This window comes from Priestia sp. RMT2NF4 (genome assembly GCF_047872835.1).
Lineage (GTDB): Bacteria > Bacillota > Bacilli > Bacillales > Bacillaceae_H > Priestia > Priestia zanthoxyli.
In genome coordinates this window covers 384,549-409,606 of record NZ_JBLQZO010000003.1, presented here as the reverse complement: position 1 = coordinate 409,606, position 25,058 = coordinate 384,549, and the positions used below count along the sequence as shown (strand labels likewise).

29 protein-coding genes and 3 riboswitches are annotated in these 25,058 nt (G+C 37.4%); of the genes, 11 read left to right on the top strand and 18 right to left on the bottom strand.

Features of this window, described 5'->3' with window-relative positions; translation table 11 throughout:
* The first annotated feature begins 100 nt into the window (after window positions 1-100).
* The gene (locus ACMX9J_RS15560; RefSeq protein WP_014461302.1) at window positions 101-283 is read left to right on the top strand and encodes a CsbD family protein; all 183 of its coding nucleotides are present in this window, start codon (window positions 101-103) and stop codon (window positions 281-283) included.
* A gap of 30 nt (window positions 284-313) precedes the next feature.
* On the opposite strand, the gene ACMX9J_RS15555 is transcribed toward ACMX9J_RS15560, so the two are convergent.
* The 3 genes from ACMX9J_RS15555 to ACMX9J_RS15545 all read right to left on the bottom strand — a co-directional run bounded on the left by ACMX9J_RS15555 (window position 314) and on the right by ACMX9J_RS15545 (window position 1,966).
* Entirely contained in the window at window positions 314-973 is a 660-nt protein-coding gene (locus tag ACMX9J_RS15555) for a haloacid dehalogenase type II (RefSeq protein WP_033578203.1), read from the bottom strand.
* 129 nt (window positions 974-1,102) lie between these two features.
* Window positions 1,103-1,576: a hypothetical protein gene (locus tag ACMX9J_RS15550; protein WP_028412244.1), complete on the bottom strand. Its 474-nt coding sequence runs from the start codon at window positions 1,574-1,576 to the stop codon at window positions 1,103-1,105.
* A gap of 222 nt (window positions 1,577-1,798) precedes the next feature.
* Window positions 1,799-1,966: a hypothetical protein gene (locus ACMX9J_RS15545; protein WP_014461305.1), complete on the bottom strand. Its 168-nt coding sequence runs from the start codon at window positions 1,964-1,966 to the stop codon at window positions 1,799-1,801.
* A 148-nt stretch (window positions 1,967-2,114) separates the two neighbouring features.
* On the opposite strand from ACMX9J_RS15545, the gene ACMX9J_RS15540 reads away from it, so the two are divergent.
* A complete protein-coding gene (locus tag ACMX9J_RS15540) occupies window positions 2,115-2,564 on the top strand; it encodes a staygreen family protein (protein WP_028412243.1) in 450 nt (149 codons plus the stop codon).
* Between the two features lie 26 nt (window positions 2,565-2,590).
* Here ACMX9J_RS15540 and ACMX9J_RS15535 read toward each other — a convergent pair whose 3' ends face one another.
* The 6 genes from ACMX9J_RS15535 to pgsB all read right to left on the bottom strand — a co-directional run bounded on the left by ACMX9J_RS15535 (window position 2,591) and on the right by pgsB (window position 8,977).
* Entirely contained in the window at window positions 2,591-4,153 is a 1,563-nt protein-coding gene (locus ACMX9J_RS15535) for a gamma-glutamyltransferase family protein (RefSeq protein WP_310877461.1), read from the bottom strand.
* Between the two features lie 123 nt (window positions 4,154-4,276).
* Entirely contained in the window at window positions 4,277-4,480 is a 204-nt protein-coding gene (locus ACMX9J_RS15530) for a CapE family protein (protein ID WP_014461308.1), read from the bottom strand.
* A 20-nt stretch (window positions 4,481-4,500) separates the two neighbouring features.
* Window positions 4,501-6,063 carry a gamma-glutamyltransferase family protein gene (locus ACMX9J_RS15525; RefSeq protein WP_028412241.1) on the bottom strand — a complete coding sequence of 521 codons (1,563 nt, stop codon included), beginning with the start codon at window positions 6,061-6,063 and terminating at the stop codon, window positions 4,501-4,503.
* Window positions 6,064-6,092: 29 nt separating this feature from the next.
* Window positions 6,093-7,289, bottom strand: a complete 1,197-nt coding sequence (locus ACMX9J_RS15520) for a CapA family protein (protein WP_028412240.1) — start codon at window positions 7,287-7,289, stop codon at window positions 6,093-6,095.
* 40 nt (window positions 7,290-7,329) lie between these two features.
* Window positions 7,330-7,779 carry a poly-gamma-glutamate biosynthesis protein PgsC gene (gene pgsC, locus ACMX9J_RS15515; protein ID WP_013055707.1) on the bottom strand — a complete coding sequence of 150 codons (450 nt, stop codon included), beginning with the start codon at window positions 7,777-7,779 and terminating at the stop codon, window positions 7,330-7,332.
* Between the two features lie 16 nt (window positions 7,780-7,795).
* Window positions 7,796-8,977: a poly-gamma-glutamate synthase PgsB gene (gene pgsB, locus ACMX9J_RS15510; protein ID WP_014461310.1), complete on the bottom strand. Its 1,182-nt coding sequence runs from the start codon at window positions 8,975-8,977 to the stop codon at window positions 7,796-7,798.
* A gap of 908 nt (window positions 8,978-9,885) precedes the next feature.
* Between pgsB and ACMX9J_RS15505 the strand changes: the two genes are divergently transcribed.
* From ACMX9J_RS15505 to ACMX9J_RS15485, 5 genes are all read left to right on the top strand, one after another.
* Window positions 9,886-10,539 (top strand): hypothetical protein, encoded by a 654-nt coding sequence (locus ACMX9J_RS15505; protein WP_176344537.1) that lies wholly within the window; start codon window positions 9,886-9,888, stop codon window positions 10,537-10,539.
* Between the two features lie 85 nt (window positions 10,540-10,624).
* The gene (locus tag ACMX9J_RS15500; RefSeq protein WP_328171667.1) at window positions 10,625-11,215 is read left to right on the top strand and encodes a TetR/AcrR family transcriptional regulator; all 591 of its coding nucleotides are present in this window, start codon (window positions 10,625-10,627) and stop codon (window positions 11,213-11,215) included.
* Window positions 11,216-11,257: 42 nt separating this feature from the next.
* On the top strand, window positions 11,258-11,599 hold the full coding sequence (gene sugE, locus ACMX9J_RS15495; protein WP_028412237.1) for a quaternary ammonium compound efflux SMR transporter SugE: 342 nt from the start codon (window positions 11,258-11,260) through the stop codon (window positions 11,597-11,599).
* A 1-nt stretch (window position 11,600) separates the two neighbouring features.
* Window positions 11,601-11,915, top strand: coding sequence for a DMT family transporter (locus ACMX9J_RS15490; RefSeq protein ID WP_098999759.1), 315 nt, complete (start codon window positions 11,601-11,603; stop codon window positions 11,913-11,915).
* Between the two features lie 73 nt (window positions 11,916-11,988).
* Window positions 11,989-12,162: a twin-arginine translocase TatA/TatE family subunit gene (locus tag ACMX9J_RS15485; protein ID WP_013055701.1), complete on the top strand. Its 174-nt coding sequence runs from the start codon at window positions 11,989-11,991 to the stop codon at window positions 12,160-12,162.
* A 28-nt stretch (window positions 12,163-12,190) separates the two neighbouring features.
* On the opposite strand, the gene ACMX9J_RS15480 is transcribed toward ACMX9J_RS15485, so the two are convergent.
* From ACMX9J_RS15480 to ACMX9J_RS15445, 8 genes are all read right to left on the bottom strand, one after another.
* The gene (locus ACMX9J_RS15480) at window positions 12,191-13,723 is read right to left on the bottom strand and encodes a diguanylate cyclase domain-containing protein (RefSeq protein WP_416225939.1); all 1,533 of its coding nucleotides are present in this window, start codon (window positions 13,721-13,723) and stop codon (window positions 12,191-12,193) included.
* Window positions 13,724-14,099: 376 nt separating this feature from the next.
* Window positions 14,100-14,327: a helix-turn-helix domain-containing protein gene (locus tag ACMX9J_RS15475; protein ID WP_416225937.1), complete on the bottom strand. Its 228-nt coding sequence runs from the start codon at window positions 14,325-14,327 to the stop codon at window positions 14,100-14,102.
* 4 nt (window positions 14,328-14,331) lie between these two features.
* On the bottom strand, window positions 14,332-14,478 hold the full coding sequence (locus ACMX9J_RS15470) for a YvrJ family protein (protein ID WP_013055696.1): 147 nt from the start codon (window positions 14,476-14,478) through the stop codon (window positions 14,332-14,334).
* A complete protein-coding gene (locus ACMX9J_RS15465; RefSeq protein WP_048020133.1) occupies window positions 14,471-15,082 on the bottom strand; it encodes a sigma-70 family RNA polymerase sigma factor in 612 nt (203 codons plus the stop codon). Before ACMX9J_RS15465 ends, ACMX9J_RS15470 begins: the two co-directional genes overlap by 8 nt.
* Before the next feature lie 473 nt (window positions 15,083-15,555).
* Window positions 15,556-15,999 carry a TlpA family protein disulfide reductase gene (locus tag ACMX9J_RS15460; protein WP_013055693.1) on the bottom strand — a complete coding sequence of 148 codons (444 nt, stop codon included), beginning with the start codon at window positions 15,997-15,999 and terminating at the stop codon, window positions 15,556-15,558.
* Window positions 16,000-16,118: 119 nt separating this feature from the next.
* Window positions 16,119-16,661: a peroxiredoxin gene (locus ACMX9J_RS15455; RefSeq protein ID WP_014461319.1), complete on the bottom strand. Its 543-nt coding sequence runs from the start codon at window positions 16,659-16,661 to the stop codon at window positions 16,119-16,121.
* A 573-nt stretch (window positions 16,662-17,234) separates the two neighbouring features.
* Window positions 17,235-18,221, bottom strand: a complete 987-nt coding sequence (locus tag ACMX9J_RS15450; protein WP_047751559.1) for a Gfo/Idh/MocA family protein — start codon at window positions 18,219-18,221, stop codon at window positions 17,235-17,237.
* Between the two features lie 173 nt (window positions 18,222-18,394).
* On the bottom strand, window positions 18,395-19,027 hold the full coding sequence (locus ACMX9J_RS15445) for an NAD(P)-dependent oxidoreductase (protein ID WP_033578197.1): 633 nt from the start codon (window positions 19,025-19,027) through the stop codon (window positions 18,395-18,397).
* A gap of 423 nt (window positions 19,028-19,450) precedes the next feature.
* Here ACMX9J_RS15445 and ACMX9J_RS15440 point away from each other — a divergent pair, with 423 nt between their 5' ends.
* A complete protein-coding gene (locus ACMX9J_RS15440) occupies window positions 19,451-19,648 on the top strand; it encodes a cold-shock protein (RefSeq protein ID WP_013055689.1) in 198 nt (65 codons plus the stop codon).
* A 47-nt stretch (window positions 19,649-19,695) separates the two neighbouring features.
* Here ACMX9J_RS15440 and ACMX9J_RS15435 read toward each other — a convergent pair whose 3' ends face one another.
* Window positions 19,696-21,021, bottom strand: a complete 1,326-nt coding sequence (locus ACMX9J_RS15435; protein WP_255219834.1) for an amidohydrolase family protein — start codon at window positions 21,019-21,021, stop codon at window positions 19,696-19,698.
* A gap of 509 nt (window positions 21,022-21,530) precedes the next feature.
* Window positions 21,531-21,632: riboswitch (purine riboswitch) on the bottom strand.
* Between the two features lie 211 nt (window positions 21,633-21,843).
* Window positions 21,844-21,945, top strand: a riboswitch (guanidine-I (ykkC/yxkD leader).
* Window positions 21,946-22,008: 63 nt separating this feature from the next.
* Between ACMX9J_RS15435 and ACMX9J_RS15430 the strand changes: the two genes are divergently transcribed.
* The 3 genes from ACMX9J_RS15430 to ACMX9J_RS15420 all read left to right on the top strand — a co-directional run bounded on the left by ACMX9J_RS15430 (window position 22,009) and on the right by ACMX9J_RS15420 (window position 25,046).
* Complete coding sequence (locus ACMX9J_RS15430; protein WP_155010407.1) at window positions 22,009-23,358, top strand: APC family permease; 1,350 nt, start codon at window positions 22,009-22,011, stop codon at window positions 23,356-23,358.
* Between the two features lie 124 nt (window positions 23,359-23,482).
* Window positions 23,483-23,587: riboswitch (guanidine-I (ykkC/yxkD leader) on the top strand.
* 47 nt (window positions 23,588-23,634) lie between these two features.
* Window positions 23,635-24,372 carry an urea amidolyase associated protein UAAP1 gene (locus ACMX9J_RS15425; RefSeq protein WP_176344541.1) on the top strand — a complete coding sequence of 246 codons (738 nt, stop codon included), beginning with the start codon at window positions 23,635-23,637 and terminating at the stop codon, window positions 24,370-24,372.
* Between the two features lie 20 nt (window positions 24,373-24,392).
* Entirely contained in the window at window positions 24,393-25,046 is a 654-nt protein-coding gene (locus tag ACMX9J_RS15420) for an urea amidolyase associated protein UAAP2 (protein WP_098999763.1), read from the top strand.
* Window positions 25,047-25,058: the final 12 nt, after the last annotated feature.

The window sequence follows — 25,058 nt, the reverse complement described above, 5'->3', positions numbered from 1 at the left end:
GCTTCTGTTTAGGCCAAAATCAGAAAATATGTTTAATTTCTTTCTAAAGGTGGAATAGACAAGTAACACTACTTAATCACTAATAGAAAGGAAGATTAAAATGAGTAAAGGTTTAGGAGATAAAGTTAAAGGAAATGTATCAAAAGCTAAAGGTGAAGTAAAAGATCAAGTCGGAAATGCAACGAATAACCGCGATCTTCAGCGTGAAGGAAAAGCTGAGAAAGCAAAAGGAAATGCTCAAAAAGCAGTAGGCGAAACAAAAGATACATTTAGCAATAAATAAAAAAGGACGAGCTTAATGCTCGTTCTTTTTTTATTTAATAAGCTGATTTAAGCTTTTAATCATTACGTTTGGCTGCAACTCTTTATGCTCAGCTACATTTCCTTTTCGGTTAACCCAAGCCGTTGCGAACCCGTAGTTTTTAGCACCGGCAATATCCCATGTATTCGATGACAGAAACAATACTTCTTCTCTTTTTGCATTCATTTTATTTTTTGCATAATGATAGCTTGCCATTGTAGGCTTGTACTGTTTGATTTCGTCTATGGAAATAACGTCTTCAAATAAATGATTCATATTGTGATAAGAAACAAGCGGATCAATCATATGCTTAGGACCATTCGTAAAAATAGCCAGACGATATCCTTTTTCTTTTAAATAGGCGAGCACCTCTTTGACCTCATCGTAGACATTCAGCTTCATGTAAGCACTCATCAGCATTTTTTCTTCATGTTCCGTTAAATCAATATCATTTGCTTCTGCTGCATATTTCAGGGATTGATTTGTTAATGTATAAAAGTCAACGTATCGTCCCATCAGCTGATATTGCATTGCATATTCAATTTGCTTCAAACGCCATAAATGGCTAATACTTTCTCCTCGTTCCGGATACAGCTTATCACACGTTTCAATAACGGTATGTACATCAAACAGTGTTCCATATGCATCAAATAAAATCGTTTTAAATTTCATCTGTGTTCGCCTCCTTCTTTCATTTTACCCACTCGTAAAAAAACATAACGTTTTTTCTGTTAAAAAAGAGGCATATTACCAGCTGAAGTATGCTCATTTCTTATGAAGATAAAAAAACAGCAGGCTCTCCTACTGTTTATAATCCCACACGACTTTCCATTCTCCTTTTTCACGAACAGCATACACTTTCTGTACCAAATCAAAGTTTCCATATTTCCCTTTATACGTTTGGATAACGGTCATTTCGTAAACAACAGGAAACGCTTTACGATCATTTTCCATCTTCCAGCTCTTTCTTTTTTCAACATCTTCAATGGAATACGTAAAAGTGTCTACTCCGAAATGATTGAGAAATACGTGTGCTCGATCTTGTATGTATGCACCTTTTGTCCACTTCTTTTTCATGGACGAATGAAAAAGGTTCCATGATTCCGAAAAGTTCCCTTCCTGTTCTAGCGTATAAAATTCTTTTACAGCAGATTTGGCTTGATGACTCGGAGAAAAGAATGTAAATTGAAACATCCAAATTCCCAGCGCAATCAAAGCAAGAAACACAGCTACTCCTAAACTTCGCTTCAAAAGCAGTGTTTTTTTTCGATACAAGTAAAAAGCCCCTTTATCAAAAATGCAGTATACAACAGCTTATTCGATATCAGGGCTTTTTAGTATTGCCGAACTAAACTTATCGGACATATCCTCAAAAAAGAGATTGAGACATAACTACACACATGAAATCTACGTTCACCTTAACCATAAAAGATCCGAACAATTCACCGTTCAGATCTTCCTTCAACTAAACTACGTTTGTCCCAGCCTCTTTCTGCGCTATACAATGTGAAAAGCCATTTGCATGGCTGCTAAAAAGCCCACGAACACAAGGCCCGTCACGAGACCCTCTTTCCAATCTGGCCGGTCTCCTCGAACAAATTTAGCAATATCATACGATAGCATGGCTGCTAAAAAAATCGTTAAAACAATATACAGCGGCTCCATCTTCTATCACCCACTATTTCTTTTCTTCAGTGTAACAACTTTTTCATAAGTATGCATGTAAAAAAAGCAGCTTAAAATTCTTGACGAATGTGTGAAATTTCTCTTTTTTATGCATAAACTACTTAAAAGCGTGAAAGGAAGATGCCCTTTGTCTGCTTTTAATCCTCAGCAATTTAGCGTCACATACCGGCAAGGAAGCACGCCCACCTTTCCTTTTATTGGGCGCCGCTATACGCTCACCCATTCTGAACAAACAGACGATTTATTTCTTTGGATCGACGAAAAGTTTGCTGTTGATCAATTAAATGAACAGCGAAATGAGCTTTTTGCCGAATGGCTCCACAAAGACGGTGTTGATACGCTGTATGTATACGTATTTATTGGAAATGAACACACGGAAAAGTCTGTTCAAGCCATACGGTATGCTATTTTCAAACAAGAAATGCCTTACTTACTAAAAGCATTGCGCTACGGTGATGCCACGTTTTTCAACGCTCACCCTGCTTTAGATCGTTCCCCCATTTACGTACATTTTCATTCCAGTGACAAAGAATTTCATTCCATTCGATATTTTCAAACGCCTTCTCACTATGCCTAAGCATATGAGAAGGGATCTTTACTTCGTTAATCTCCTGTTTTCCAAACTCCATTTCTTCTAGGGTCTCCCGCCCCTTCCATTTGTTTATCTTGAAAATTAATGGTTAACGCTTGGATACCTCCATAAAAGACGTCGCTTTCCTTTGTTTCTATCCGAAACGCAGAAGGGATATTTTTTGTATCTAAATCAGGCTCTATATAAATAGTCGAATCGTCAAAAATAAATCGCGGTTCATTTACAGCTTCTTGAAGCGGTTCATTTCCTTCAAGATTTTTAGAAAGTACCTGAGTTAAAATTTGAGGAATCCGCGTTCCGCCAGGAGAACCTATTCCCATCGCCCACTCGCCTTTTTCTCTTATAATAGTTGGAGCTGTAAAGGTTCTTGCTCTTTTTCCTGGCTCACGATTATTCGGTTCTTTGCTTCCAAACGTATCAGCATTGTTATTAAGAAAAAAACCGTCAACTTGTTCGCCTGTACCAAAGAAGTTACTTAACGTATTGGTTGTTGATACGACGGTTCCTTCTGAATCAATAACTACAAAATGTGTTGTACTTTCGTGTTCTTCATCCCCTTCACCTGAAGAACTTGTCGGGTGATTGACCAGGTTTGTTATATAATCATCACTAACTAACTCACTTGAGTTTTGATTATGAAAGTCAGGATCGCCGATTTGTTTTAACCGGTCGGAGTAAGCTGCTTTTTTAATTCTGTTCATCGTTTCGTAATAGTCTTTGTCAGGCATTGTTTCAAGATTTTCTTTCTCTGCCATTTTTAACATTTGAATCAGTGTAATCCCGGAAAAAGGCGGAGGCGCTGAAATCACTTCCGTTCCATTGTAATCAGAAACGACAGGCTTGGTTTCTGTCACTTGATAGGAAGATAGGTCTTTTTTAGAAATAGGCGTTGCATCAGCAAGATCTTGTGCCAAATCTCCTTTATAAAATGCAGATGCACCTTCTCGCTGAATCTTAATTAACGTTTTAGCCAACACTGGCTGGGACAGCGTTTCTCCTTCTTCGATTGCTTCTCCCTTCGGATAAAAAGCAGATAGATCATCCACATCCATCCTTCCTCTAGAATAATACAATCGCGAAGATAAAAGAGAGTCTACTTCAAACCCTTTTTCAGCGTATTCAACGGCCGGCTGAATTAAATCACTCATTGATTTTGTGCCATACTTCTGCTGAATATATTCCATGCCAGCCACAAATCCCGGCACGCCGTTTTTACCGCTCATAGAAGTTGGAGCGGTTTCCCGGTAATCGATAAAGGTAGCAGGCTGATCTTTTTTGGCAATCAGCATACCTCCACCTCCGCCAATTCCGGATCCAAAAGGTTCCACTACATTGAGGGCATACGAAATAGCAATGGCCGCATCTACTGCATTCCCGCCTTCTTTTAATACGTCCATCCCTACATTTGCTGCCAGAGAATTCGATGAACTCACACCATAAGAATGATCATTATTTTTTTTAAGCAGCTTTTTAGGACTAAGATCTGTACTCGATTGAGTCATAAAAAAAGCGGCTATAACCCCGATTAACAACAAAACAGCAACAATATTAAATAACAGTAATTTTTTATTCACACATTCCCCTCCATTTTTACTCATATGTATATTTTGTGAAGCGCTTTCATTTTTATCCATAAATTAAATTGCACACAAAAAAGACATCGCCCCGGACGATGCCTTTTTATTACTATATATGTTTTATTTCCCAGAAGCTGCTGCAGCATCATTTACTGCATCTGTAGCAGCAGATTTTGTTTGTTCAATCATTTTTACGTTATTTTCGATTTTTTGCTGTTCATCTGTTGAAAGAGTAGCCGGATGTTTTAAAGCTCCAAGTCCTGCTACTACTCCTGCTACAATAGCAATTGGTCCTACAATCCCTACGATACGTTTTGCGATCATTTTCTATTCCTCCAATTAAATTAGTCTGTACTTTTTTCCCATAAACCGTGGCGGCGCGGATCAGCGTCACCTTGAATTTTATTTTTCTTTAAGTCTTTCACAAGAGCTTGAACGCCTCCGTAAAACATCGCGTTATCATTGTTTTTTAAGTCATAGCCGTACGTTTTTAAACCATCTTTAGTTGACTGTTTAAGCTTAGCTTCTGAATAAAACTTATGAGAATCAAAAATCACACGCTTGTTTTCTACTGCCTTTTTAATGGAATCTTTGTCCTCAAAATAATCCCCAATTACTTGCGTTAACACTTGCGGAATACGATTTCCTCCCGGTGTGCCAATCGACATTACCCATTCATCACCTTCACGAATAATGGTAGGGGCTGTAAATGTTCTTGGACGCTTACCAGGTTCACGCTTGTTAATTCCTTGTCCAAACGTATTGAGCGTATTATTCAAAAAGAATCCATCTACATATTCACCGCTGCCGAAGAAATTACTCAGCGTATTCGTTGTCGATACAACGGTTCCGTCACCGTCCATCACAACAAAATGAGTGGTACTTTCATGTTCTTCGACGTCGCTTACTTTGGTGTGATCTGTTTCAGTATTATTTAATTTATTACGAAGTAAATGCACGTAGTGATCGTCGATCCAATCATTTGGCGTTTCTTTTATAAAAGCCGGATCGGCAATTTTCTTCAAGCGGTCTTGATAAGCTACTTTTGAAATTTGACCAAGAAAATGATAATAAAGACTAGGATGCGATTCCTTCAGCTTCCAAATATCTTCTTGATCCGTCATTTTTAACATTTGAATGAGCGTAGCACCAGCAAAAGGAGGAGGTGCTGAAATAATTTGATGACCTTTATAATTAGTTGATAGAGGTTTGCGCTCAACAGGCGCATACTTTCGCAAGTCTTTGTGACTTACTTTCGTTTCTTCTGTAATATCGTCTGCAATTTTCCCTCTATAAAAAGCATTTGGCCCTTCTTCCTTAATCTTTTGCAGCGTGTTCGCTAATTCATGCTGTTTGACAATTTCACCTGTGTTAATGGCGTCTTTATCTGGGTAAAAGCTAGGAATTTCATCTTCATTCACATTACCTTTGTATGAAACCAGCCTATCGTGCAAATCTTTGTCCACTTTGTACCCCTTCTCGGCATAGTTAATGGCCGGGTCGATTAGTTTGCTCATCGACAGAGATCCGTAGTGGTGCTGAATATAATCCATACCAGCGACGAACCCTGGTACGCCAATCTCATCTTCTTTATCATTCTTAGGTGCAATTTCTCGGTAGTCAATAAATGTTGGAGAGGCATCTGCTGGATCAATCAGCATTCCGCCGCCTCCCCCAAGTCCTGATCCGTACGGTTCCACAACACCAAGCGTGTAGGAAATGGCAATAGCTGCATCAACTGCTGTACCGCCTTGTTTAAGAATTTCCATACCTACTTTTGTGGCGCGAGGATCTGAAGTACTTACTGCATATTCTTGTTTTGGAAACATAAATTGATAAACACATACACCTACTATGAGTGAAAAGATGACAATGGAAACAATAATCGTATTACGTTTATTTATCATCTTTTACCTCCTCTGTGTATGACGGGCTATTAGTTAGCTTGTGCTTCTTTCTTTTTGCGCTCCTCTGCATGTTTTATAATGCGAGAATGATCTAAGTTTAATTCAAACTTGTTTCGTTCTTTTTCTAACAGTTCAGGGTTTGAAGAAAACTTGTTTAAATCGTTATAAATACGCTTCATGCGCCAAGGGTTATCTGTTGGAGTTGGTGTACCTGCTTTAATAACCATTGGAATAACATCAATTTTAGCTTGGCCCTGCTTGTTTAAATGATACTGAACCATCGCTGTATTTTTCGTACTTGACCACCCTTGGTCAAAGATAAAGTTTCCTAGGCTATAGAAAATAACCGAACCTTTATATACGTCATATGACTGTAGAACGTGCGGATGGTGACCGATGATAATGTCCGCACCAGCGTCTACCATCGCTTTTGCTAGTCCTTCTTGACGAGGACTTGGCTGTGCATCGTATTCTTCACCCCAGTGGGCATTTACTACAACTAAATCAGCATTTGCTTTCGCTTGCTGGATCGTGCTGAAAATAAGATCCGGATCTGCTTTTAAAATACCTGGGTTGTTTTTTCCAGCGGACATTCCGTCTGAATGTACATCCGTAAACCCTACGGTTGCAATGCGGATGCCGTCAGCATCTTTATATGAAATATGCTTTGCTTCTTCAGAGTTACGGCCAGCACCAACAAAATCTAATTTGTTTGCTTCAAAAGTAGAGATCGTATCTTCTAACCCTTTTGCACTGTAGTCCATTGAATGGTTGTTCGCTAAGTTTAATACGTCGAAACCTGCATTTTTAACGGTCGCTAGATCAGCAGGCTTACTATATAAATGAATACCTTTTTCCATTGCTTTATATGAATCTACGTCGTTTGTTAAAATCGGCGTTTCGTAGTTCCCGCTTACGTAATCCGAATTTTTAAAGAACGGCTCCACGTTGCGGAATACAAAATCTTCTCCGTAGCGTTCAGTTACTTCTCTTACATGGCGACCCATCATAATGTCTCCGACCATAGTCATCGTTAAATCATTATTGGCCTCTGGATTAGCCGTCTCAGGGTTTTCAAGAGCGTCCGAACGCTCCATCCATCCTGAAAGAGCTAAAATTACGATTAAAATTGGCGTTAAGATAAGAGCTTGCTTGCCCGTTGTAGGCTTTGTTTTCTTTATAAACATCAATACTTTTTCTTGAAAGTTTAATTTTTTCTCTTTCAACGCTTTCACCTTCCTTTACCAGCTGCGGTTTGTTTGTGTATTAAAATAAATAATAAACTTGCATAATTCCAAATGTTACACCACTTAATAAAACCGTTGTTCCAACTGTTAAAGGAAGACCTTGCTTTTGCATTGTATTTGCAATTAAGCCCGGTACAATGATACCAATTCCGCGTAATTCAAACACTTCAAACGGCAAGATCGGGAAGAAATAATCAAATGCAACTTTAATCACAATACCCGTAATTAACATCGCTGTAAATTTGCGACGTCCATATAAAATAACTACTTTTGAGATTCCGTACACGACGATAACATACGTTAAAATACTAATTAAGAAAATCATTAAAATGGTAATTGGCTGATCAAATACAAGAGCTAAATACCCCGGTACGATAAGACCGGCTGGCAATACGCCCGTTTTTTCTGTAAAAATTAAGCTTAATGTAACCCCTAACACAAGGGCAATATATAAATCTGATCCGAACATGAAATGGCCTCCTAGATTAAACTGCTTTTCTCATCTTTTTCATTTCAATAATAGCTTCAACAAGCGGCTCGGCTGAACCGTGGATATTTCCGACACCGTATACGATACGATCTTTTAAATAAGGCTTCATGCGCTCTAAAATTTCTTCTGTAGAAGCGCCTTCCATATCCCAGAATTCTTTTGTTGGCAATTCGCCTCTTTGGTGTGCAGCAGCGATTGGTGAGGTCGTCTGACCAATTGCAATCATTACATCCGCTTCAATGTATGGCATTACATCTTCAGCAAATTGCTCGGTGCGATCTACACGGTCCGGACGGCAGTTCATAATGACAATAGGAAGCTTTTCACTATAGTTCATTGAATCTACACGTTCCCAAATACGAAGCGTGGAAGAAGCGTCGTTGGCAGCAAAACCATTCACTAAAAATGCTGGATTTTTTTCATCGCCAAACGTTGTAATTCTCATAGCTCCTGGGTCAGGCTGGGCATTTAACATTCCTCTCATCGCTGTTTCAGCATCGATGCCAAGTGCTTCTGCTACTGCTAAACCGATGGAAGCATTATCAGGGAAAACCATATAATCAAATTCACGTAAATACGCTTCAGATACTTTATCATTGTCAGCTACAATAACCTTTGTGTTGCGCTCTGCAGCTATTTTTTTATAATATTCCAAATATGGACCTTCGATTGTAACAAGGTGGCCATCATAAGGAATAGTAGCAGTGAACGCTTGAGCAACTTCATCTAGAGTTGGACCCATTACATCCATGTGATCTTCTAGTACGTTTACAATAACGCCTACCTTGGCTTGAATCAGCTGATTTTGGAATGTGATTTGATAATCAGGCTGTACCGCCATACATTCACAAATAAGAGCTTCCGCGCCGATATCGGCAACTTCATTTACCACTCGTCGCTGTTCTCCAATGTTCGGACCTTCTTTACGACGAATAATTGGTTCTTCTTCACTTGTATGCCAGTAGATCATACGCGCTTGTGTTCCTGTCGTTTTCCCTACTGTTTTGTAACCTGCTTCTTTTACAATACCTGTAATCAATCGTGTAACCGTGGATTTTCCGCGAATACCATTAACATTCACTCGTACAGGAATTGAATGCAGCTTGCGTAAATGTCTGCGATACTCCCAAACGCCATACCCTACTAAAAATAGGCAGCATAGGATAATTAAGATCATGTTTCATTCTTCTCCTTCCAAACTTCTCCTGTTGGATACGTTATGAATGCTTTTGATTCATAATGATAGATATACGATTTCATAGTTTCACTCCCTTTATATATGTATGGGAGCTAATCAATTAACAGCGCTAGCATGCTGCTAAAACACCTGCTTTGAAAAATGGACTCGAGTACCAATTTCAACAGCTCTAAAACTATCATCTGCGCTCATTAGTGGTCAATAGCTCAAATGTTATATATTCTTACAATTCCGATTGTCTATTTACAGAATTAAAAACTCATCGTTTTATTTAAAATTTACAGAATAGGTCTAAAGTTTATTTACCTAGAAAAATCCCATCCATACCTTTTTTTACCATAACAACAGGAATATTTTATACATCACTCTTACAATTAACACACGGAAATATTACGTAATTAAAAATTTCTTAACTTTAGAAAACGTTTTGTAATATAAAGGTGGAATAAAAAATAGTTTATCCCATTATTTCCTTTTTATGGATATACCAATTGAATTTGTCTAACAACCGTACTTGTGAGGATGATAGATAGATATAAAAGTAAGAAAAATACATTTATTTATCATTTTCTGCTTACATTTAACTTACTTAAATAGAAAGGACATTGAATATTTTTTTCTAATTTTATAAGCATTTAGACTCCATATGCACCTAGTTCTTTTGTTGTTATTTTATAGATTCCCTTTATTTAATAATCAATTCAGTAAATCTAAATCTCTTGACTATGGCCTCTTTTCCTATTTTCATTTCAATATTTTCTGAATCTTTCTACCGATAAAGGCATCTTTTGTCCGTTAAGATTGCCTAGAAAAATGCATGATTTCTCACTTTTTTGGCATATGATGTTATCATAAAAAGAAGAAGTATCATCAAAAGGAGGAAAACAATGGTTGATACAATCCTTTATTTTCTATTTTCTTTTTGCTACATTGTCCTGTTTTTCTTTAGCATATATGTAGTACGAAAAAACACTTCGCCGTTTTACATGCTATTTCTTCCTTTAGTAATAGCTGGACTAATTTACGATAATGTAATGATTGGGATTGGTTCATTTATCGGTGAAGGCGATACTTTACGTTCACTCAGCATGCTTCGCTTTTGGTTTCACGCTTTATTTACCCCTACTTTGGTGCTCTTTGCGTATGGCGTAGCGAAATATTCGACGATCACATGGGCTAAAAAACCTGTTGCCGGCATTGTTTTTTTGCTGACTACGTTTGCCTTAATTAGCTATGAAATAATCGAGACGATTAGTCAGCGTATGGAAGTTGTACGTGAATATGGCATTGTTCGCTATACATTAGTGGGATCATCCGGTCCCCCTCTTATGGTTCTTATTGTGGCGATTATTTTGCTTTTTGTTGGAATTTCTTTATTTCGCAAGACCAGGTGGAGCAGCATGATGATTGGAGTAGCCCTGATGATTGTAGGAAGTGCCGTGTCAATTCCTATACCAAGCACAGCCGTAACAAATACGTTTGAGCTTATTTTTATCTTTTCTTTATTTTTAACTCAGCGTCATTTAGTAAAAATACATTAAAAAGAAGCGATTCCCTTGCTTCTTTTTTTTATATTTGATATCTTTTACCTAACGACCGTTAGTTAGATTGAGGAGGAGCTTTTTTTTGAGTGAATTATCAACTGTAGAAAAAATTAGAGCTGCCGCAATGGAGCTCTTTGGAGAAAAAGGCTATACAGAAACATCACTTGCTGATATCTCATCAAAAGTAGGCATAAAAAAACCTTCCCTGTACGCTCATTTTAAGAACAAAGACGACTTATTTTTACTAACCGTGCATGATTTAATGAATTTATTTTTAACAAAGTTATCTGTTATATACGAACAGCATAAAACAAAGTCTGCTAAAGAACAGCTTCACTGCTTTGTTGTAGATTTCTGCACGATGATTGAAAAAGATTCTTTTGGCCAGATGTACCGTCGTCTTATTTTGTTTCCACCTGAGCATTTGCAGCCGGAAGTAAAAGCTATTTTCTTAAGAAGCGAACGATTGTCTGATCAAATTCTGCATGCTATTTTTACACAGGGAATGGCTGAAGGCGAAATAATTGAACGTCCGATTGATTTGTATATCAATAGCTTTTATTGTTTAACCGACGGACTGTTCATTCAGCGCTTTTACTATGAACCAGAGTATTATGATCAAAAAATCCACGATGCTTGGACAATATTTTGGGAAGGCATACGCGCTAAATAGGCCCTGTAAAAAGGGCTTATTATTATGTAAGGAGGAATTAAAATGGCTTGGATTTACCTTATTATCGCTGGTTTGCTCGAGATTGTATGGGCAATCGGCTTAAAATATTCACACGGATTTACTGAATTAACTCCAACAATCATTACGATCGTCACAATTGTCATCAGCTTTTATTTCTTTTCAAATGCCTTAAAAAAAATTGCTGTGGGAACAGCTTATGCAGTGTTTACTGGTATAGGAGCTGCTGGTACAGCGATACTCGGTATGACCGTTTTAGACGAAGGCGTAAATATTGGAAAGATTTTATTTTTAGGATTAATGATTTTTGGAATTATCGGTTTAAAGTTAATTTCTACTGAAGAAACAGAAAGAGAGGAATCTTAACATGGCCTGGATTGCATTAATAGCTGCCGGTTTCTGCGAAGTGGGATTTGTGATTTTCTTAAAACTTTCGGATGGATTTAAGCGATTGCTTCCTTCAATTGGATTTATCCTTTTTGGTGCAGGAAGTTTTTATCTTCTCTCCTTAGCGTTAAAGGAAATACCTCTTGGAACAGCTTACGGTATATGGACGGGAGTAGGCGCTGCCGGAAGTGTACTTCTCGGCATGCTTTTCTTTCGCGAAGCAAAAGATATGCGTCAAATTCTATTTATTTTTTGTATTGTAGCAGGTGTAATCGGCCTTAAAATCACCGGATAAGGGTGTACTACTTCCCCTCTTTTCGTGCTATACTAAACTTGTAAACACTTTCAAAAAATAGGAGACGATGACAATGAACCTTGGGTTTGGAGAAATTGCCTTAATTGTATTTGTCGCTCTATTGCTTTTTGGTCCAAAGAAACTGCCGGAATTAGGCAAAGCTGCTGGAAAAACGTTAAAAGAGTTTAAAAACGCTACAAAAGGAATTATGGAAGAAGACGAAAAAGAAAAAGCCCCTCCTAAATAAGAGGCTTATATCTCTTTTAAAAGCTGACTCAAACGTTTGAGTCAGCTTCTTTGTGGTGGGAATATACTGAAATTCGATTTCGACCCGTACGCTTTGCTTCGTATAAAGCCTGATCTGCTTGATGAACAATTGAAATGGGCTGTATGTTTTCGGATGGAACGACTGTCATTATTCCAACGCTGATAGTGACGCACTTAAACACTTCAGAAGCTTGATGGACAATTCCACGGTCCTCCACTTGCTGCCTAATAGCTTCTGCCATTTTTATCGCTTCATATTGATTAGCTCGAGGAAGCAATATACCAAACTCTTCTCCTCCGTATCTTGCGACAAAAACCGATTCGTCAAAGACAACGCTTTTAGCGATATTCGCTACTTCTTTTAAGCATTCGTCTCCTTGAATATGGCCATAGGTATCGTTATACGCTTTAAAATAATCAATATCAAATAAAAGAAAAGAAAGCGGCTCTTTTTCTTTCCGTGCGTATTCCCACTCGATTTCCAGCTGTTTATCAAGAGATCGGCGGTTGTTCAGACCCGTTAAGCCATCTTTCATAGACAGCATTTCAAGCTTTTTATTAGCTTTGCGAAGATCACACTCAGCCTTCTTTTTCTCCGTAATATCTCGATATTCCCAATAGTGGCCAATATACACATGACCTTCATAGATTGGAATGTAGTCACGCGCATAAATTTTACCGTTAATAAACGTAATTTCTTCATCTACTATTGACTCTTTTGAATAAACGGTGCTTTCTACCGTTTTTAAAAACCTAGCAGGATCTTTCAACATAGGAGCGTGAGATAAAAACAGCTGATTACTTTCCAGTCCAACGTATTGATCAGGAGGCCCGGGTATATCAAACATGTCACAAAAAGTTTGATTAATAACGGCTACTTCGCGCTCCGGCGTTTCAATCATGGTACCTGTCTTTGCATTTTGAACCATAACCGAAAACATTTTAGACAGTTTTTTATGCTGACTTGTCGTTACGCGAGATACATATATATATCTACCTGCTAGATACACTAAACACCCGCCTATAAAGGAAGCAGGGAGTAAATAGACGATAGTCGCAGCGGCGTGCTTCATATCTTTAAAAAGAAAGGACAAGGAGAAAAATATGCAAAGCAAGCTAATAGAATTCATTAATTGAAAACGAATAAATGGACGATAAGGTAAGCGAACCGTCCACCCAGACAGTAAAGCCATTACGATAATTGTAGCAGCGCCTATTATTCCGCTTTCCGTAATTCCAAATAAAAGCAAACGCATTACTCCTATAATACAAGCTGCAATGATAGCCGGTACCATTCCTGCATAAAGACAAACAATTGTCACCGCTAAAAAGCGAAGGTCAAGAATAATAGTAGAATCTATTTTAATTGTATATATCATTAAAATGCTGCCTAATAGTCCATAAGAACATCCGTAATAAATTAAGCGATACATTTTATACCGTTTTATTCCTTCTACTCTATAAATGATTTGCTCTCGAACTATACTCGCAGCAAACAAGAAAGAAATAATTAACGTGATATTAAAGAGAAGTTGACTCACTCTATTCTTCACCTCTTTCCAAAAGCTAAAACAAAAACAATAGGCTTCTTAGCTTACATATTGTTTACAGCTGCTTTTTTATAACTAGTACTGTTTGATTTATCGAACAGTACTATCATTTTTTTCCTTCATTAAATAAAACTGTTCTATACTCTATTTGTTGCCGACGATCCTCACTATATAAAGAGTGTTTATCTTCCTTTTCTACAAGAAATTCTACTTGTTAGTATACTACTAAACTCTATGTGTACACATCACCTTTTACCTTTTTTAAAATATTTATCCATTTTCTATTTTTTGTATTTTTCACTGAAAGGTACGTAGTCGAAATGCGACAAAAATAAAAAAAGAGCGTCGATAAAACGAGCGCTCTTTTTTATTTTTGATGTAAAAATTCCCAAAGACCTGGCGTTTGAGAAAAATCGAAGGTCTTAACAGCGGAAAGAATTTTAATCTTTAAATCTTGCTTTACGTCTTCTCTCTCATGCAGTGAAAAGTTTTGGACAGCTTTATTTAGTTTTGGTTCCAGCTTTTTTAATAAACGCCTTGACGCTTCTTCATCTCCGGATTTCACTTTATTTACAAGCTCATATAGAGTTTCCATTTCTTCACTTCTTTCTTAAGTCAGTTGTTAATTCTTCCACTTTTTCTTCGAGTCGCTTTATATTGTTTTCTACACGCAGTAATAAATAAAAAGAAAGGACAGCGGGAAATCCTACGTTTCCAACAAGTTGAAGCCATTGAGGATCAAACATATCTATCACTCACCTTCATAATTTTTTTCAACTTGCTTAGCGCACGTTGGTAATGGTTAGAAACCGCTTGCTGAGAAATAGAAAAATAAGCAGCGATTTCTTTATGAGTCCAGCGTTCGACAATAATCAAGTGCAGCATACACTGCTGCTTGGCCGTTAATTGGCGAAATGCATGATGAAGAATACGATTTTCAAGTTGATTTCCTAAAAATTCATGCTCCCATACAGCTCCGTCCTGTACTCCTAGCATATCTTCAACTGTTCGATTTCCATCTAGCGCAGCCGGCTGCTGCAGGCGAAGAGGAATATATGAACGCTCTTTTTCTTTTACACGCATAACATCTCTGGAATAATGTCTGCAAAGCTTGTTAATATAATGAAGCAATCTAACTTCACTATAAAACTGATGAAATTCTTTGTTTAGAAGTCTTTGTTCTTTTGTATCATTTTTAACAACCGCTTTTTGTAATCGCTCATAGCGTTCTGGTGTCAAAAATGTATTCATTATATGAGTCTGAAGAGTTGCGCTGTGGTTTGTAAGAAATGTATGAAAGGTACATTCTTTGTCGTGCCGCTTTTCTTGCTGCGAATAGAGCTGAGTCATTGTGCAAATCTCCTCCTTTTTTTCTTATACTTATTAAAAAGGGAGAAAAGAGTAAAATAACAACACCAAAAACGAACGTTTGTTCTTATATAAATTTAACTATATTAGGTTTTTTATGTCAATATGATGAAATGCTCATTAATAATCAAAACGACTCAGTAAAAATAAAAAAAAGAGATTGAGACATAACGAAATGGATCCAATCTAAAGACGAACAAATAGAATACATGAGCTGGACTGCTTATTACACCGCAGTTGATTTCCGTGCAAGACTTCGCTTTCCGCGGGCGGCCGCTGAGCCTCCTCGTCGCTTGCCCTCCAATCAACTGCTAGAAGGAACGAAACAGATGAAATCTACGTTCTGCATAACAAAAAAACGAAACACTAATCAAACATGTTGATCAGTGTTTCGTTTTTCACTTCGGCTAAAATATTTTTATCCCGGCCCTTTTTATTTCTTCTTCATGTATAGATTATTCTTCTCCTAAAACGCGGTTGATACGTTTGCGAAGCATTGGCATTCCATTTCCACCCGCTTGGAAATGACGAAGCTGACCTTCTTTATCAAATACATAATATGCTGGTACATATTTATTTTCAAAAGCGTCTGTTAACTTATGCTCACTGTCTACATAAATTGGCTGAGTAATATCGTGTCCCATTGCCATTGCCTCAATAACACCCATATCTAAGTCATCTTCCGAACGAGGCATATGAACCGCTACAACATTCAATTGATCATCATACTCATCACGAAGATCATTAACTTCAGGCATTGCTTCTTTACATAAATGGCAGCTTACTGACCAAAAGTGGATAAGCGTTGCTTTATCACCTACTAAATCTTCCTTTGTCACTTCGTCGTTAATCCAAGATGTTGCTCCAGTTAATTCAGGCATTTGTTCACGTAATTTCATGTTAAAATCCTCCTCTACATTAATTAAACTGAATATTCTGTATTTTACAGTTAGAAAACTATCTTTTCTATTTTAATGGCAGCAGTAGAGGAAGTTCTCCTCTACTCTACCGTTATTTATTAAAGTGTTTTTTGACCTGGTTTCCAGTTAGCTGGGCAAAGTCCGCCAGTTTGAAGTGCTTGAAGTACACGTAATGTTTCTTCTACGCTGCGGCCGATGTTGTTATGGTTTACAACTGCATATTGTAATTCACCTTCTGGATTAATAATGAATAATCCGCGAAGCGCTACGCCTTCTTCTTCAATTAATACGCCGTAATCACGTGCTACTGCATGAGTTGGATCTGCAGCTAATGGATAATTTAAATCTCCAAGCCCATTATCTTTACGATCTGTGTTAATCCAAGCTAAGTGAGTATGAATTGTATCTGTAGAAACACCTACCACTTCAGCATCTAGATCCTCAAACTCTTCGTAGTGATCTGATAGGGCTGTAATTTCTGTTGGACATACGAATGTAAAGTCCATTGGATAGAAGAACAATACTGTCCATTTACCGTTTTTCATATTTTCTTCTAAACTTACTTTTCCAAATTCCTTATTTGCAAGTACAGCTTCCATTTCGAAGCGTGGTGCTTGTTTTCCTACCATACGTTCTGCCATGTCAAAACCTCTCCTTGTACAATGTATTTAACAAGCCTATGCTTGTATGTATTATTTTTAATGCAATCAGCACTATTCACTATTTGATAACGATTATTAGTATCATTATAAACTAGTAATAACTATTGATTACATTCTTTATTATACACGAGCTATTATTATAGTCAATACTTTTTTATAATCATTTTAATCTAGGATTGATTATCGAATATTTCTCACTCTTTTTATTCTTTCCTTTGATTAATCCTATGTATGCAGGGATGAAGGAACATAGAAGATACTAAAAAACTTCCCTTGTTTCAACATATTTGCTTTTGCAGTGTGCTGAAACAAGATTTCAAATCTCAATTATGCTCTTTATAACTACAATAAAAGAGAATGAGACATAACGATCTAAATCCAATTTAGAGACGAACAAATGGTATAAATCATCTAATAAGGGTCACTACTTGTTACTTAAAACCTGCTTTTACCCTACCCATAAAAAAATCCGAACGAGTTTGATTCTCCATCAAGAATCAAACTCGTTCGGATCTTCCTTCAACTAAACTACTTTTGTCCAGCCTCTTTTATTTATTTCTTATCATTTGGATATACAAGACCGATTTGCTCTCGCACTTTATCCATCACATGCATTGTTAGATACGAATTTTCATAAGAATTTGTGTCCGATTCCATCTTTCCTTGCTTTAACAGCTCTACGAATTCATTTATTTCATAGTACATAGCAGGGTAAGGCTGATCGACCGTTAACTCTTCTACCCGTCCGTCATTGTATCGAATTTCTACCTTTTCAGCAGTATGTATTTTGTCAATAATCATACTGCCTTTTTCTCCTTGAATTTCACTTGGTAAATGCGAATTTGTAATCTTAGAATACATGATGACCGCGTCGCGATCTTCGTACTCTAAAGCAACTGACCCTTCTCCATCTACTCCAGATTCTAGCATAAACGCCGTTGCCTTTATTTTATGAGGCCCTCCAAACAACGTAATCAGAGGATACAGACAATATACACCTAAATCCATCAGTGAACCGTTGGCAAGCTCTGGCTTAAAGGCATTAAGCACGATACCTTCTTTGTATTTATCGTAACGAGAAGAATACTGACAGTAAGATGCCACGTATTTTCGAATTGGACCAATTTTATGTAAGTTCTCTTGAATCACGTTGAAGTTAGGAAGAAGGGTTGATTTCATCGCTTCCATTAGTAACACATTGTGATTCTTGGCTGCTTGAATCATGCGAGTTACTTCTGCTGCATTGGCTGCGAGCGGTTTTTCACACAGTACATGCTTGTTATTTTTCAAAAATAAGATAGCTTGTTCCGCATGATAAGCATTTGGAGTAGCAATATACACGGCATCAATTTCAGCACTTGCTGCCATTTCCTCTAAATCAGTAAATATATGAGGAATATCATATTTACCTGCAAATTCTTCTGCTTTTTCAATGGTTCGAGAATAAACAGCTGCAAGCTGAAAGTCGTCTACATACTGAGCTGATTCTAACAGTCGATCTGTTATCCAGTTTGTTCCTATTACACCAAAACGAATCATCTTTTCATCTCCTTTTTATCATCTATGTTGTATTGTATCGTTTTTAAAAAGAAAAACGAAGAAATAATAAAAAATCTATACCATTTTCCGTTGCTTTATATCTATTTTGTTCTATATAAAAAAACAGCTCACAACAAATGTAAGCTGTTTTTTTATATGACTCAAACGTAAGCTTATGCTTTCTCACCCACTACAGCAAAACGTTCGTTTACATAGTTTTTATTCTCTAACTCATCTATTAAAGCAATCGCATAATCAGCATAGCTAATATAGCTTTCATTTTGACTATTTGTGATCACGTGATCTTTTCCTAATTGATAGGCTCCAGTGCGAGCACCTTCTGGGTCAAAAAAAGCGGCTGGGCTTAAATAAGTCCAATCTATAGTTGATTTTTCTAGTTCTTTTAAACCTTTGCCCATATTTGAAGCCGTTGGATAATAAGCTGCTGGAAAACCTTCTGTGCTCATTAAAGGCATTGTTTTTTCTTCATCTACAAATAAACTTCCTGCTCCGCCCACTACTGCGAGTCGCGTTTGAACACCTTGAAATGCTTTAATAAGTGATTGTATAGACTCAACGTGCATCTGTTCACTTCCGGGAGGTGCATTAAATGCGTCTACCACAGCATCGAACTGTTCAATGTCTTTTGAAGTAATGACAAAAATATCTTTTTCAATTACGTTTGTTTGATTTTTTAGTTTAGAAGCATTTCGAACAATGGCTGTTACTTCATGTCCTCTCTGTTTTGCTTCTTCCATAATTAATTGACCTGCTTTTCCTGTTGCTCCAATAACGCCAATTTTCATTTTTATTCTCTCCTTTTATTTTTGTTGTAACCACAATAGTTACACATTACACAAAAAAATTTGAGCTTTTATAACACTGCTATTTCTTTTCAGCTCGTTGTAACCATTATAGTTACACGTTATTCAATTTGTCAACCTCACTATTCATTTTTTTACGAGATAAAAGATTTTAGGGATCGCTAAAAAATCCACAAAACAATAGCTTATTTACTATTTCAAAATATTCCCATATTTTCAACTTATTTTTATCTCAGAGTACTTTTTTATGAAAAAAGGTTTCTTTTTTATAAAAAAGTGTTATACTAGGTATATTATTTCTTGTTCGGTGTTAACAAATAGAAAGACTTTCTTTAAAGTGATTCTTATTGAAATTGAGCAGAGATAGTAATATATTCGTGGATTTTCCACACAGGAGGTACTACAATGGTACAAGGTAAAGTAAAATGGTTTAATGCAGAAAAAGGTTTTGGATTCATCGAAGTAGAAGGACAAGACGACGTATTCGTACACTTCTCAGCTATCCAAGGCGAAGGTTTCAAATCACTTGAAGAAGGTCAAGAAGTTACATTTGAAATCGAAGATGGAGCTCGTGGACCACAAGCTGCTAACGTTCAAAAGTAATTGATTAAGAAGCTGTCACTTTAGTGACAGCTTCTTTTTATGTCTATTTAACCAATTAAAATTTGATTTTCCTGCCAAAGATTAGTCAAGTTCGTATCCGCGAGCCGCTGATGCGTCTCTTTTACGCTAAGCCAGCGATGCTTGTTGAAAACAAAGCGAGTTTCAGGAAGTTCAGTCCATATTTCCTGTACAGACTGGACATTTAACAGAACAAAGTTTGCTTCGTTTCCTTCTTCCACTCCATACTTTTCTTTTCCAATCAGCCGGGCTGGTATACTTGTAATCATTCGGAGCAACTGCCGCTGATCATCTGGACTTCCCATATGTGCAGCATAGGCAGTTAGTAACCCTACTTGCAGCAAGTCTGCTTTTCCAAACGGATGAAAGGGGTCGTTCACGTTATCAGATGCAGTAGCAATCGGAATCGCTGCTTTTTGTATGTCGCGAATACGCGTTACGCCTCGTCTTACAATTCCTTTATCTTCTCTTCCCTGTAAATATAAATTAGAAGCAGGTAATGTGACAACTCCAATTTTCGCCTGTTTCAAAAGGTTTAAGATTTCTTTCACTTTTGCATCAGTCATTCCTGCAAGCGAACAAAGATGCCCCACTACCACTTTTCCTTCCATATTCAATTCAATTGTTCTATGAGCAATATTAATTATCGTATCAACAGATGGATCATCGCTTTCATCCACATGTAAGTCAAGAGGTTTATTATAGGCTTGAGCCAGCGAAAACAGAGCATCAATCTCTTTTTCTGGATTTCCAGCTAAATGAGGACAGCCTCCAATCGCATCAATTTCAAGGTCGAATGCTCGTTCAATTTTAGTCATCTTATGCATATCATCAATGTCTAAGTTAGAGAATAGCGGAACAACCTGCATATCCATATACGGGCCTAATTCATCTCTCACTTCGACAGCCGCTTGTAAACTTCGAAATAAGCTATCTTCTTCCATGCTGCAGTCAAAATCAATATGCGTTCGAATCGTAGTCGTACCGTTAGCTAATGCCTGCAAAGCAGTTTTTAACATTCGCTGCTTAATTTCTTCTTCTGGAAATGCCGGCAGGCTGCTGCTGTAATTTTTAATGGCTTCTTGAAGAGTTCCAGATAGATTGGGTACCTGAGGAAGCGAATGAGCTTTGTCTAAATGCATATGCATATCTACAAATCCTGGTAATAGTACACGCCCCTGTGCATCAAGTGACGTTTCTTTTCCTAACACGGCCGCGTGTAGCGGAAAAAACTCGTCACCTTCAAGATAACCGTTTTGTAAAACGATAGAAGTATACATTCCATTTGAAATTTTCACTTCAAAAAGAGCGTGATCGTGCATAATTGGCAAGCGAACATTAATTAAGTGAAGCAATATAATTCCCTCCTCAATTTTTCAACTTCTTCATTTTTCATAGACCGCTTTATCTTATTTATCATTTATTGTTTAAAGCATTAATTCGCCAAATTTCGCGAATCACCTTCTCTCTAAAGGCCTTTATTTACAGAGAAAAAAGCAAGAACAAAAAAAAGGAGCAGCGTCCCCACGCTGCTCATCAAAGAAAAAATGCTAGAAAATAGATAGAATGTACTTCCCATGGTTAAATGAGGGCTTACAGATAAAGCTTCAGTGAGTGATTTCATGCTTTGCATCGCTATTCTCCCCAGAAAGCAATGCAGATACAAGCAAAAAATTTCCACCACTCGCTCACACTGTAAATAGACACATAAGAAAAAGCCCAAACAAAGGCAGGTCTCTCAAATACAATGAGCAAAAACCTACCCGCCTGGGCTTTTATCCCTTCGGTGTCATATCCACTTCTTTTCAAAAATGAATATGTGAATCGCTTGGACCAAACTTTCTACTAACGTAAAAATGGGAACCTAGATTCACTTTTTACTCATAGTCCTATCATTTACGGTGATAAGGTAGAAACGTCTGAGCCATATTCTCAAACATATATGAGTGAACCGTATTTAGCTTTTTCTTGTCTACAAATATACTATAGGTCTCTCTATAAGTCAAATATAAGCGAATAATCTTTTTAATAAAATTATATATAGTTCGCCTTTTACAAAAGTTTACTTTTTTAAAAAGTTTGTTAAACTATCTAACACAGTAGTTGCATCTTCTTATAATCCTGCTTATACTTCGAACTACTTACATTATCTATAAAGGTCTTCACTCTCTTGAAGACAAAAAGCGATCTAGGGTTCCGTTTAACACATGTTAAAGGCTGGTCCGAGAGAGAGCGTACGGAACGGTCCGTATACACGGAAGGATAAAAGCCTGGGAGAATGACATCATTCTCCCAGGCTTTTCTTTTTTACTAGTATAAAATAGAGGAAAGAAGGGATTTATATGAACAACCAACCAGCGTTAAGTAAATCGCTAAAGGTATATCAAATTGTATTTTTGGGTCTTGCCTGGATGACTCCGATGATTTTCTTTACAGTTTACGGAGTAGCCTACGATGCGGCTGGAGGGCAAATGGTCCTTGCTTATTTAATTGCTTTTTTAGCTATCTTTTTTACCGCATATAGCTATAGCCGAATGGTAAAAGCATATCCAATAGCAGGATCTGCTTATACGTATACGAAAAAAGCTATACATCCTCGCCTTGGCTTTTTAGTAGGCTGGGCACTTCTTTTAGACTATATTTTCTCCCCTATTATCGCTATTTTAACATTTGGTATTTTTATGCATACAGAATTTCCTTCTATTCCTGTATACGTATGGGTCATTGTCATGAACATTATCTTAGCTTTAGTCAATATTGTTGGTATTAAATCTGTCGCTCGTATAAGCGGCATCTCTGTTGTAGTTCAGATTCTATTTATAAGTTTGTTTTGTTTATTTATCATCAAAGATATTGCAACAGGTCAAGCTAGTTCTTCTACTCTTTTTTCACTTCATCCTTTTTTGGCTTCAGATGTACCGTTTACGACTATCTTTTCTGGAGCTGCGCTCATTTGCTTTTGCTTTTTAGGATTTGATGCCGTTACAACAATGGCGGAAGAAACGATTCAACCGGAAAGGACCATTCCAAAAGCCATTTTTCTTATTGTTTGTATTGCAGCTGTTATGTACATCGCTATTTCGTATTTTACACAGATTGCCTATCCGGGATTCACATTTACTAATCCTGATAATGCTGCCTACACCCTTGTAAAATTAGTGGGCGGAAATCTTTTAAGCAGTCTATTTATTACGGTCTTAATTATCGCAACCTTTACTCAAGGAGTTTCTTCAGTCACAAGCGTGACTCGCTTTTTATATGCTTTAGGCCGTGAATCCGTGCTGCCTCAGAAGGTATTTTCATATATTCATCCAACGTTTAAAACGCCCGTGGTGAATATCTTGCTTGTTACCGCTTTTTCGTTTTTGGGAATGTTTATTGATTTAAACACAGCCGTTACTTTTGTCAGTTTCGGTGCCTTAACCGCTTTTACATTTGTTAATCTATCAGTCATTGCCCATTTTTATATTAAGTTAAAGAAACGATCGTTTACTGAAACAATACTTTATTTAATCTTCCCTTTGATAGGAGCGGCATTTATCGGATGGCTGCTCACACTGTTAAACAAAGACACTCTTTTGATTGGTGTCGCCTGGCTTACGGTTGGATTTCTCTATTTATTTGTAAAATCTCGACTATCGGCTCCTTTTGCAAAGAGAGATCATTCAAAAGTGACGGTTCCTGAAAAATAAACTGAAAAATCAGTTTTTGTGTCAGGTATTCTAACAAACTGCTTGTCAACTTATTTTCAAACATACTATACTACGATTAATCGAAAGCCACAAATGGATAAAGGTTCTTACAGATGTTAAGAACAAAAAAGCTGTCTAGGGTTCCGTTTAACATATGTTAAAGACTGGTCCGAGAGAGAGCGATATAGCGCTATGCTGTATAACACGGAAGGATAAAAGCCTGGGAGACTACTCTCCCAAGCTTTTATCCTTTTTTTATTCTAAGGAGGTTATTTTATGAGTTATATCTGGAAGCAAACCATCCCAGCGGGCGGAAAATGGTCAGGACGAATTGGGAGAGGAAAATCAGTGACGTTTACCGCACAAGAATCCGGTGCAAACGCATCCCTACTATTGTACAACGCTTATGATTTAACGGAACGATACAACATGCCTGATACCTTAAAAGCTCAGCATACTGCTCATTTAACAAAAGGACACGTTCTGATGAGTGACAACGGCAGAGCATTTGCAAGCATCACTGCTGACACCACCGGCTGGCATGATACCATTTCAGGCTATACTACGCGCAGCTTCACTCAGCAAAAATACGGTGCATCTACTTATCAAGAATCCCGAAACGCATGGAGAAGGAATGGAGAAGAAAACTTCTCAATGGAGCTTCTGCGCAACGGTTTAACAACACGGGATTTAGTCCCTAATCTTAACTTATTTTCAAAAGTATACTGCGACGAAGAAGGCAATATGAATTTTGTTTCTTCTCATTGTAAAAAAGGAGATTTTATTACGCTTAGAACAGAAATGGATTTACTTTTTCTACTGTCTAATACCCCTAACCCTTTAGACCCAAGTAAAACGTATCCTTCTGTTCCGATTGAGATAACCGTAGATGAAGCAGCTCCTGTTAGCTCAGATGACTACTGTTTAAATTTTAGACCTGAAAATAAACGAGCGTTTGAAAACACATGGTCTTATGACCTATTGCTTGGAAATAAAACATTATCAACGATTTAAAAATGAAGGAGGCTTCTATAATGGCTGTATTTAACCGAGTGGAAAGTAGCAGAAAAATAGAGAACGCAATTTATGATGAAACGGTACTGGCTGGGGACGGCTGGATGCACGAACTTAAAGCAGGACAAACTCTTAGAATAATAGATGTAGAAGGCAATCAAGCAGCGGATACGTTATTCTTTGATGCAGAAAATCCAGAAGATCATTACAGTGCAGTATCGACGATTGCTAATCAAGGAAATATTTATTTATCCACCGGCACGGTGCTGCTTTCTCAATCTGGCAAAGAACTAGTCAAAATTGTAGCTGACACGTGCGGACGCCACGATACCCTAGGCGGAGCTTGTTCCGCACAAAGCAACACCGTACGTTATGCACATGACACGCTTCCGATGCATAACTGCCGAGATACATTTATGCTGCAGCTATCAAAATATGATAGCCGCTACACTAAAAGAGATTTAGCACCGAACGTAAACTTTTTTATGAATGTACCCGTGACGCCAAGCGGCGGATTAACGTTTAATGACGGAGTGTCTGCACCTGGATACTATGTAGAAATGGAAGCGATCAATCCTACACTTGTATTGATCAGCAACTGCCCTCAGCTTAATAATCCGTGCAACGATTATAACCCTACCCCTATTCGCTTAGTTATTTGGGATTCATTATAAAAAGGAGTGTTC

Bases quoted from the DNA above. Each gene is read 5' to 3' on its own strand.
- ACMX9J_RS15560 (WP_014461302.1), top strand. From the start codon at position 101: ATGAGTAAAGGTTTAGGAGATAAAGTTAAAGGAAATGTATCAAAAGCT.
- ACMX9J_RS15555 (WP_033578203.1), bottom strand. From the start codon at position 973: ATGAAATTTAAAACGATTTTATTTGATGCATATGGAACACTGTTTGAT.
- ACMX9J_RS15545 (WP_014461305.1), bottom strand. From the start codon at position 1,966: ATGGAGCCGCTGTATATTGTTTTAACGATTTTTTTAGCAGCCATGCTA.
- ACMX9J_RS15530 (WP_014461308.1), bottom strand. From the start codon at position 4,480: ATGATCGCAAAACGTATCGTAGGGATTGTAGGACCAATTGCTATTGTA.
- ACMX9J_RS15525 (WP_028412241.1), bottom strand. From the start codon at position 6,063: ATGATAAATAAACGTAATACGATTATTGTTTCCATTGTCATCTTTTCA.
- pgsC (WP_013055707.1), bottom strand. From the start codon at position 7,779: ATGTTCGGATCAGATTTATATATTGCCCTTGTGTTAGGGGTTACATTA.
- pgsB (WP_014461310.1), bottom strand. From the start codon at position 8,977: ATGATCTTAATTATCCTATGCTGCCTATTTTTAGTAGGGTATGGCGTT.
- ACMX9J_RS15505 (WP_176344537.1), top strand. From the start codon at position 9,886: ATGGTTGATACAATCCTTTATTTTCTATTTTCTTTTTGCTACATTGTC.
- sugE (WP_028412237.1), top strand. From the start codon at position 11,258: ATGGCTTGGATTTACCTTATTATCGCTGGTTTGCTCGAGATTGTATGG.
- ACMX9J_RS15490 (WP_098999759.1), top strand. From the start codon at position 11,601: ATGGCCTGGATTGCATTAATAGCTGCCGGTTTCTGCGAAGTGGGATTT.
- ACMX9J_RS15485 (WP_013055701.1), top strand. From the start codon at position 11,989: ATGAACCTTGGGTTTGGAGAAATTGCCTTAATTGTATTTGTCGCTCTA.
- ACMX9J_RS15475 (WP_416225937.1), bottom strand. From the start codon at position 14,327: ATGGAAACTCTATATGAGCTTGTAAATAAAGTGAAATCCGGAGATGAA.
- ACMX9J_RS15470 (WP_013055696.1), bottom strand. From the start codon at position 14,478: ATGTTTGATCCTCAATGGCTTCAACTTGTTGGAAACGTAGGATTTCCC.
- ACMX9J_RS15465 (WP_048020133.1), bottom strand. From the start codon at position 15,082: ATGACTCAGCTCTATTCGCAGCAAGAAAAGCGGCACGACAAAGAATGT.
- ACMX9J_RS15460 (WP_013055693.1), bottom strand. From the start codon at position 15,999: ATGAAATTACGTGAACAAATGCCTGAATTAACTGGAGCAACATCTTGG.
- ACMX9J_RS15455 (WP_014461319.1), bottom strand. From the start codon at position 16,661: ATGGCAGAACGTATGGTAGGAAAACAAGCACCACGCTTCGAAATGGAA.
- ACMX9J_RS15450 (WP_047751559.1), bottom strand. From the start codon at position 18,221: ATGATTCGTTTTGGTGTAATAGGAACAAACTGGATAACAGATCGACTG.
- ACMX9J_RS15445 (WP_033578197.1), bottom strand. From the start codon at position 19,027: ATGAAAATTGGCGTTATTGGAGCAACAGGAAAAGCAGGTCAATTAATT.
- ACMX9J_RS15440 (WP_013055689.1), top strand. From the start codon at position 19,451: ATGGTACAAGGTAAAGTAAAATGGTTTAATGCAGAAAAAGGTTTTGGA.
- ACMX9J_RS15430 (WP_155010407.1), top strand. From the start codon at position 22,009: ATGAACAACCAACCAGCGTTAAGTAAATCGCTAAAGGTATATCAAATT.
- ACMX9J_RS15425 (WP_176344541.1), top strand. From the start codon at position 23,635: ATGAGTTATATCTGGAAGCAAACCATCCCAGCGGGCGGAAAATGGTCA.
- ACMX9J_RS15420 (WP_098999763.1), top strand. From the start codon at position 24,393: ATGGCTGTATTTAACCGAGTGGAAAGTAGCAGAAAAATAGAGAACGCA.